A 6701-nucleotide genomic window follows, 5' to 3' on the forward strand; every position below is an offset into this window, starting at 1 on the left:
CTACATTGATAGCGATAGCCACTGCAAACATGATAAAAAGCCCAGTTGCTGTCCATGCTGCCATTTCTCGAGCTGGTGTTATTTGAAGTGCTACTGCACATACCAGTTCAACTAGAGGAAGCAATCTTGCAAAGGGTGTTACCAAAAAAGATGGCAACAACCGATAGTTTGTTACAACACCCTGAAACTCGTCAGGGTGTCGTAACTTGGGAATCGCTGCGGCTGCTAATACCAGCCCAAGAAAAAGCGAGGCTAGAACTGCGACAGAAGCGTCATTAATTACCAAGTTCATAATTTCCTCACTTTATTCCGGTAAGTAAATTAATACAGGCGCTCTTCCAAGCTCATCGATTTTGCCTAGTTCCTCACCAGAGATTGCGTCGAAGGTGTAAAGAGTTTGTTCTCCTGGAGAAGAAGCAAAAAGATAAGGTTCAGCATCTTGACTTACGCCTATACCATTTATTTCATGGCCCATATCGATACGACGTAATTGTTTACCCGTTGTACCGTCAATTACGAACACATAACGGCTTGTCAGCTTATGCGTCCATTTGTCTCGTTGATCAGCTAACAGATATATTTCATTACGATCATTGTGATAACTGACTGGTTGCCAGCCACCTGGAGCCCACTTGTCTGCTTTCTGTTCTTTAGTGAAAGCATCGAATGGTTGCATAAACTCAGCACCCGAAGCAGTTAGCTTGGCTTGGAAGATACGACCATTTGTACTTGGCCACACAAGGTGTCCGGTTTTGTTTGAGTAGGCAGGGTTATTAAAGAGGTAATCCTCTTCACCATGAAAAACCTTAGTGTTTTTCTGTTGCGTGTTCCCTTCACTGTCATAGCTCACTTCGAGAAGAGAGCCATCACGACAATGCATAAAGAACTTTTGATCCGGTACTGGGAACAAGTGGTAACAGTCTGGAATTGGCATCATCTTAACGAAAGATTCCTTTTCCAAATCAACAAGACCTACTGCTGGTGAAGGTGAAAACTGTTGGAACAAGATATGTTTTTCATCTGCACTTAAACTCGCCATGCGTTGCATTACACCTGTCAGGAAACGACCCTCCGGAATATCAATATCTGCTATTGGCCTGTGCGTTTTTGAGTCAATAATTTCGATATAATCATCACGCGTACCCCGAGCAACACGTGAATACATGGTGCTGGCAATAGCCATGAAGTTACCGTTATCGCCAAGCATCATATGAGGCAACTTACCTGCATCAGTCATACCGAGCAGTTTGTTGTTATTGCCATCAATGGTGTAATAAGTTGACGTCATATGAAAAGCACCCGCGTCGAGCACATAGACTCGTTTGGCATCACTTGGTGGTGCATCAAGAATGACTGGTGTATCCATTAGTTCTAAGGTCGCTTCTGACCCCAATTGTTGAGGTACAGCTCCCCCTGCTATAGCGGCTTGAGTGCCACCGGCCAGTATCGCAGCAAAAGCCACACTGACTGCGAGACGCTTGGATTGTTTTGTTTGTCCAGCTCTAATTTCACTATGTTTTATGGTCATATCTCTCCTCCAACCATTAATTGTTGTTAATGTTTTTGTTACTAAATTTTTCAAACAAGATTCATCCTGCTTCAAAGAATAAGAAGCATTAAGGCTGCTGATCCAATTGAAAGTAGAAGGAATCCATCTATTTCAACAGCACGTTCCTGCCAACGAGCCAGCCAGGCTTGGACTGATTGGTTACTAATCGGTAGGAAGTTAATGGCAACTGGTAAACAGCGTCCGATGTTGAATATGGCAATAACGGCAATTGCCGTTGTAACGTTGCCGCTGAGTAAGGCAACGCCAGTAACGATGTAAAGAATAGGGGTTTGAACATAGGTCAGATAGTTCATACCCAGTGCATAGCCATACAAAAGACCGATAGTGGATGAACGAAAACGGAATCTTGCATCGTGAGGAACTTGTGCCCGGCGTTGCGGGTATGGCATTTTCATAAAACCAAGCTGATGTGCACCGTAACCTAACGCTAGTATTGCTATACCACTGGCCATGTAAGTGAATGGTAAGGCGCTAAACAATGCCCAACTGATCAGTCCCAGCATGCCGCCTAACATCAAGGCTCCTAAAGCATAACCCAGTGCATGGGTGATAAAAGTCGGTGCCCAGCGGATGACCGAACTAAATGAATACTTTCCGGCTGGTCGAAGCAGACTTAGGCTTGAGTAGCCGCATGGTGACCATGTGGAAAGAAAACCACCGATTAGAGCGAGTACAATAAACATCCATTGCAAAGCGCCTGTACTTGCACCTTGTGTACTTAATAGACCGCCCCCGCCTATTCCGATCATGACTGCAATAACCATCGTGGCAAATCGAGCTTTAGTTGAACTCGACTTAGAAAAATCTATTGCATCTGGAACGGAAGTATTCATTTGGGGTTGCTGATGATAAGTTTCAGCACCAAGATTCATTCTCATTTCTCCTCCTATGACCAAGACTGGCCCACCGTTGTTGTAAAATTGCAACGGGATAACTATAGCGAGTTAAAATTTTATGCCGTAGCAAAAATCGGCATGATCCCGAGAGGTTTTTCCCGATTTGGGTAAGTCTTGCCGATTTTTGCTAGTCAGGCTGTTGAAACCAGTTTTGATGCCTGCAAGAGGAGGGTTTTATTATCTGCAACGTCGCCAAAGCCACCTAAGTGACGTGAACTCAGAAGCCTTTCTACAGGCGTCGTTATGAGACTGAAGTTTGTCAATAATACTGAGGCGCTCTAGGAGCCGAGCAGTCATCTAAGAGTATGATTGAAAGACAAGCCATTAAGTCAGATGAAAATGCATTTGAAGTATGGCTAAACAGGGTCTATTCCGCTTGATCTGTTTCCAAATGAGAGCTTCATCAAATCTTGATTGTGAGTGTTGCCGTTTATTGCTACCCGTAGCTCTTACTATTTGCCTAGAGTTGTGTCTATAGTCTGAAACTCCTAAAAAAGCCAAATAGCATAAAACAATAAGGAGAGAGGATTTTTTTCGATAAGGCATATTTTAAGTGCCGGACCTTGATGTCCACGGAAAAAACGAGCGAGGAGAGAGCATGATGAATTTTAGAGAAGCGCTTTTAAAAAATAGGAATCCTGTTGGCACCAGAAAAATACATTTTGTTGAGCGGACATCACGGGATGTTTTGGAACAAGCCGATGCATTGCCATTCTGGTCACAGGATTACACTCAGTTAGACAGAGGTTCTTTTACAGGATCTATTATGAGTGTCACTGGGCGTAATATGCAGATTTTTCGCGAGAGCATGAACCGTGCAGTTGATCAGATAGCAAGTGCACCAGAAGATACATATGTAATAGGCATACCTACGATTATTGAGGGTGATGCTTCATGGGGTGGTGTACAGGTTAAATCTGACTCATTGATAACCTTGGACAAAAACGGAGAACTGCTATTCAGGACTTCTCATTTTTCAGAAATAACCGCAGCGGTAATTTCGGCTGAACACCTGGAAGAATATGCCGGAAAGGTTGAAGGTATTGATCTTCGTAAGCTTATGGATAATGTTAATCCAGTTGAAATAATTCCTACGGATGTTGCACAAAGATTGCTGTCAGCTTTGAATAGCAGCACCAACTATATTTCTAAAAGTAGTGGTGATCCAAATATCCAACACATACTGCGTCACTTTGAAGATAATTTGTTGGATACATGTCTTCAGGCGCTCCTGCATGCAAGCGACTGTAAGGAAAGACACTATGATCAACGTATTCATCGATATATTGTCAGCCGTGTACGCGACTTAACTTTATCGATAGATGGAGATTGCCTAACCATAGGTGAGATCTGTATCAACCTACGTATTAGTCGACGTACTTTAAATCACGCCTTTTCACGAGTTCTAGGTATCACACCTGTTGAATACATGCGGAATCTGCGTCTTCATCGTGTTCGCTCGGAACTGCAATCATCTCCCTATGAAACCACCATTGCAAATATAGCAGCCAAATGGGGTTTCTGGCATATGAGTCTTTTTTCGCGTTATTACAGAGAATTATTTGGTGAAAGTCCTAGTGAGACACTGCTGCTTTCAAAAGAATTAGATAAATAAACGATTCAATTAGAAGTTAGTTGCGTAAATTTTTAAATACCACCTTGGTAGGTATGGTTTTTACCGAGACATAATTAACGGGAGAGAGAAATGGGGGCTTTTAGTATTTGGCATTGGGTTATTGTTTTAGTGATTGTCGCTTTAGTTTTTGGCACCAAAAAACTCCGTAATTTTGGTGGTGATCTTGGTGGTGCTGTTAAGGGGTTCAAGGAGGCGATCAATGAGGAAAATCCTTCAGTTACTTTGAAAAGCACCGACGAAAATCACACAGTGGAAAGCAAAGTTCACCAAAATGAAACTCAGTAAGCAAGAGTTAGAGTGGAAAACTTATGTTTAATATTGCCTTCCCGGAACTGCTTATTATTGGTGTTGTAGCACTTATCGTAATCGGTCCTGATAAGCTGCCTGCGGTTGCAAGGACTGCCGGAATACTTTTTGGGCGTATGCAGCGATTCACAATGAATATAAAGTCAGAAATTGATAAAGAGCTGCATTCGGCAGATCTAAAGCGATTAGAAAGTGAATTAAGAAATCATGACTTAGGGTTGAGTGAAGAACTACGCCAAGGTATGCAGCCTGTAGAATTAGTTATTAAGCAAAACCAGCCTTCCAATGAACTTCCTGTAGATCAAAAAAACAGCTCCAACAAAGTAAACTCATCGAAAGATAATATCGATGATACCGAGCCAAATCCTCTCAATCGAGGTATATCCAATTGAACGCCAAGGAAACCGTCTTCTCACATTTAGTTGAGTTGCGTGATCGCCTATTACGAATAGTTATTGGTATTGTTTTAATGAGCTTAGCATTATTTCCATTTGCAAATGATATTTACCATTTACTCGCGACACCCTTACTGAATAGCCTCCCGGAAGGAGGACAAATGATTGCAACTGAAGTCGCAACGCCATTTTTAGTACCTATGAAAATGGTGCTGCTGGTTGCATTTTTGTTGTCATCGCCCCATTCGCTTTATCAACTTTGGGCCTTTATCGCTCCAGGCTTATATACCAAAGAACGCAATTTAATTGGACCTCTGGTTCTTTCCAGCGTGGTACTTCTGTTGTGTGGAATGGCATTTGCCTATTTTTTGGTCTTTCCAGTTGTCTTTGGGTTTCTTGCAAGTACAGCGCCCGAAGGGGTGGCGATAATGACAGACATAAGCAGATATTTAGACTTTGCTATCAGTTTGTTCATCGCATTCGGTTTCGCATTTGAAACACCTATTGTTGTGGTTTTATTGGTGAAATCAGGTGTAGTAAGTGTAAAAGCTCTTCGAGGTGCCAGAGCTTACGTCATTGTTGGGGCCTTTGTGCTGGGAGCCGTCCTAACACCTCCGGACATTATTTCTCAATTTATGCTGGCAATACCGATGTGGTTATTGTATGAATTAGGGATTTTAGTGGCCAATATAACTAGCACCAAAGTCCAGGAAATAGACCAAATTCAATATTAGAAGCTGACCATATAATAAAAAAAATAATTTTAATTTAGCGAATCGTCATTTGAGCAAAAAAAACTACACTTTGAGTAATAAATTTACCTTATCTAGTTTAAATTTTTATTTTTCCGTGAAATGGTCTGAGATTTAAAAGTCGAGTTTAAACATTGGAAAAATAATGTGTAACTGACTTCACTTTATGGCTATTCTCGTGGCGGATTCTGAATTGAAACACATATCGTTAATTCATTATGGTATTCATTAAATGGAGTAAAAAAACAAGCCACATCATGATTCGTCGAAACGGTGGCTTTAGTAGAATCTATAGTTATATGTTTGTCTTATTTCTAGGTTGTCGTCAGCGCCCCTACAAAGCTGATAGTAGAAATTAGCAATATATACATGATGTTGTAATATTCGCACTTTCTTATAAACTGACGAGTGTTATACTAATCAGAAGGTCTATTCAGGCCTTATATATTCCTTATTTTATTTTAGCCAGAATGTAGAGTACAGCTGCGTTCTGGTTTTTTTATGTATGTTGAGGTTATTAGCATGACAATTCAGCCCGATATAATCATTTCGTCAGTAGACCTTGAGAGGCTAGAGGTCTTGCTCGGCTTTAGATCATATTCTGACGCTCTCTGTAAGCTCAACTTGGAAGGTGAGTTAAAGAGGGCAAAGGTTGTGGATTCACGACATCTTCCTGAAAACGTCGTTTCTATGAACTCAACGGTCCAGCTATCTATATCCTCTTCTGAGGCTCCTTTTTATGTAACTCTGGTATATCCCAAAGACATCAGGGAAGATGGCTCTACCTTGTCAATATTTTCACCAATTGGAACAGCTCTTTTGGGCATGAAGCAGGGTGATGAGATCTATTGGCCTAATCCAAGTGGAAAGAACATCAAAGTCAGGGTTGAAAATATCCTTTATCAACCGGAACGTGCAGGTGAATATCACAGATAGATATAAACCAATGAATCGCCACTAAAAAACTAGACACCTTTCAGCCAAAGTATTGCACTAAGCCATAAACAAAAAAGCCCCAACACTTTTCAGTATTGAGGCTTTGATATTTCTGATGGTGCCCGGGGCCGGAATCGAACCGGCACGACCGCAAAGTCGAGGGATTTTAAGTCCCTTGTGTCTACCAATTTCACCACCCGGGCAGCAAGC

The 6701-nt window shown here is 41.7% G+C and carries 8 protein-coding genes and 1 tRNA gene; 5 read left to right on the forward strand and 4 right to left on the reverse strand.

What is annotated here, in order from left to right:
- The 3 genes from B3O33_RS12985 to B3O33_RS12995 all read right to left on the reverse strand — a co-directional run.
- Positions 1-292, reverse strand: a 292-nt coding sequence (locus B3O33_RS12985; RefSeq protein ID WP_292363783.1) for a MauE/DoxX family redox-associated membrane protein, incomplete at its 3' end; no start/stop codon positions are given.
- 12 nt (positions 293-304) lie between these two features.
- Positions 305-1582: a methylamine dehydrogenase (amicyanin) large subunit gene (gene mauB / locus B3O33_RS12990; RefSeq protein ID WP_292360728.1), complete on the reverse strand. Its 1278-nt coding sequence runs from the start codon at positions 1580-1582 to the stop codon at positions 305-307.
- A gap of 17 nt (positions 1583-1599) precedes the next feature.
- A complete protein-coding gene (locus B3O33_RS12995; protein ID WP_292363784.1) occupies positions 1600-2448 on the reverse strand; it encodes a methylamine utilization protein MauF in 849 nt (282 codons plus the stop codon).
- A 616-nt stretch (positions 2449-3064) separates the two neighbouring features.
- Here B3O33_RS12995 and B3O33_RS13000 point away from each other — a divergent pair.
- The 5 genes from B3O33_RS13000 to rnk all read left to right on the forward strand — a co-directional run bounded on the left by B3O33_RS13000 (position 3065) and on the right by rnk (position 6491).
- Positions 3065-4081 carry a helix-turn-helix domain-containing protein gene (locus tag B3O33_RS13000; RefSeq protein ID WP_292360724.1) on the forward strand — a complete coding sequence of 339 codons (1017 nt, stop codon included), beginning with the start codon at positions 3065-3067 and terminating at the stop codon, positions 4079-4081.
- A 90-nt stretch (positions 4082-4171) separates the two neighbouring features.
- Positions 4172-4387 carry a Sec-independent protein translocase subunit TatA gene (gene tatA / locus B3O33_RS13005; RefSeq protein ID WP_292360722.1) on the forward strand — a complete coding sequence of 72 codons (216 nt, stop codon included), beginning with the start codon at positions 4172-4174 and terminating at the stop codon, positions 4385-4387.
- A 23-nt stretch (positions 4388-4410) separates the two neighbouring features.
- Entirely contained in the window at positions 4411-4800 is a 390-nt protein-coding gene (gene tatB, locus B3O33_RS13010) for a Sec-independent protein translocase protein TatB (RefSeq protein ID WP_292360720.1), read from the forward strand.
- On the forward strand, positions 4797-5537 hold the full coding sequence (gene tatC / locus B3O33_RS13015; protein WP_349676320.1) for a twin-arginine translocase subunit TatC: 741 nt from the start codon (positions 4797-4799) through the stop codon (positions 5535-5537). The genes tatB and tatC overlap by 4 nt, the downstream gene beginning before the upstream one ends.
- 540 nt (positions 5538-6077) lie before the next feature.
- Positions 6078-6491, forward strand: coding sequence for a nucleoside diphosphate kinase regulator (gene rnk, locus B3O33_RS13020; RefSeq protein WP_292360718.1), 414 nt, complete (start codon positions 6078-6080; stop codon positions 6489-6491).
- A 116-nt stretch (positions 6492-6607) separates the two neighbouring features.
- Here the strand turns inward: rnk and B3O33_RS13025 are convergent.
- Positions 6608-6694 (reverse strand) — tRNA-Leu (locus tag B3O33_RS13025).
- Positions 6695-6701 lie beyond the last annotated feature (7 nt).

Origin of the sequence: Methylophaga sp. UBA1464, from assembly GCF_002325665.1 — a bacterium.
Lineage (GTDB): Bacteria > Pseudomonadota > Gammaproteobacteria > Nitrosococcales > Methylophagaceae > Methylophaga.

Bases quoted from the DNA above. Each gene is read 5' to 3' on its own strand.
- B3O33_RS12995 (WP_292363784.1), bottom strand. From the start codon at position 2,448: ATGAGAATGAATCTTGGTGCTGAAACTTATCATCAGCAACCCCAAATG.
- tatB (WP_292360720.1), top strand. From the start codon at position 4,411: ATGTTTAATATTGCCTTCCCGGAACTGCTTATTATTGGTGTTGTAGCA.
- tatA (WP_292360722.1), top strand. From the start codon at position 4,172: ATGGGGGCTTTTAGTATTTGGCATTGGGTTATTGTTTTAGTGATTGTC.
- rnk (WP_292360718.1), top strand. From the start codon at position 6,078: ATGACAATTCAGCCCGATATAATCATTTCGTCAGTAGACCTTGAGAGG.
- B3O33_RS13000 (WP_292360724.1), top strand. From the start codon at position 3,065: ATGATGAATTTTAGAGAAGCGCTTTTAAAAAATAGGAATCCTGTTGGC.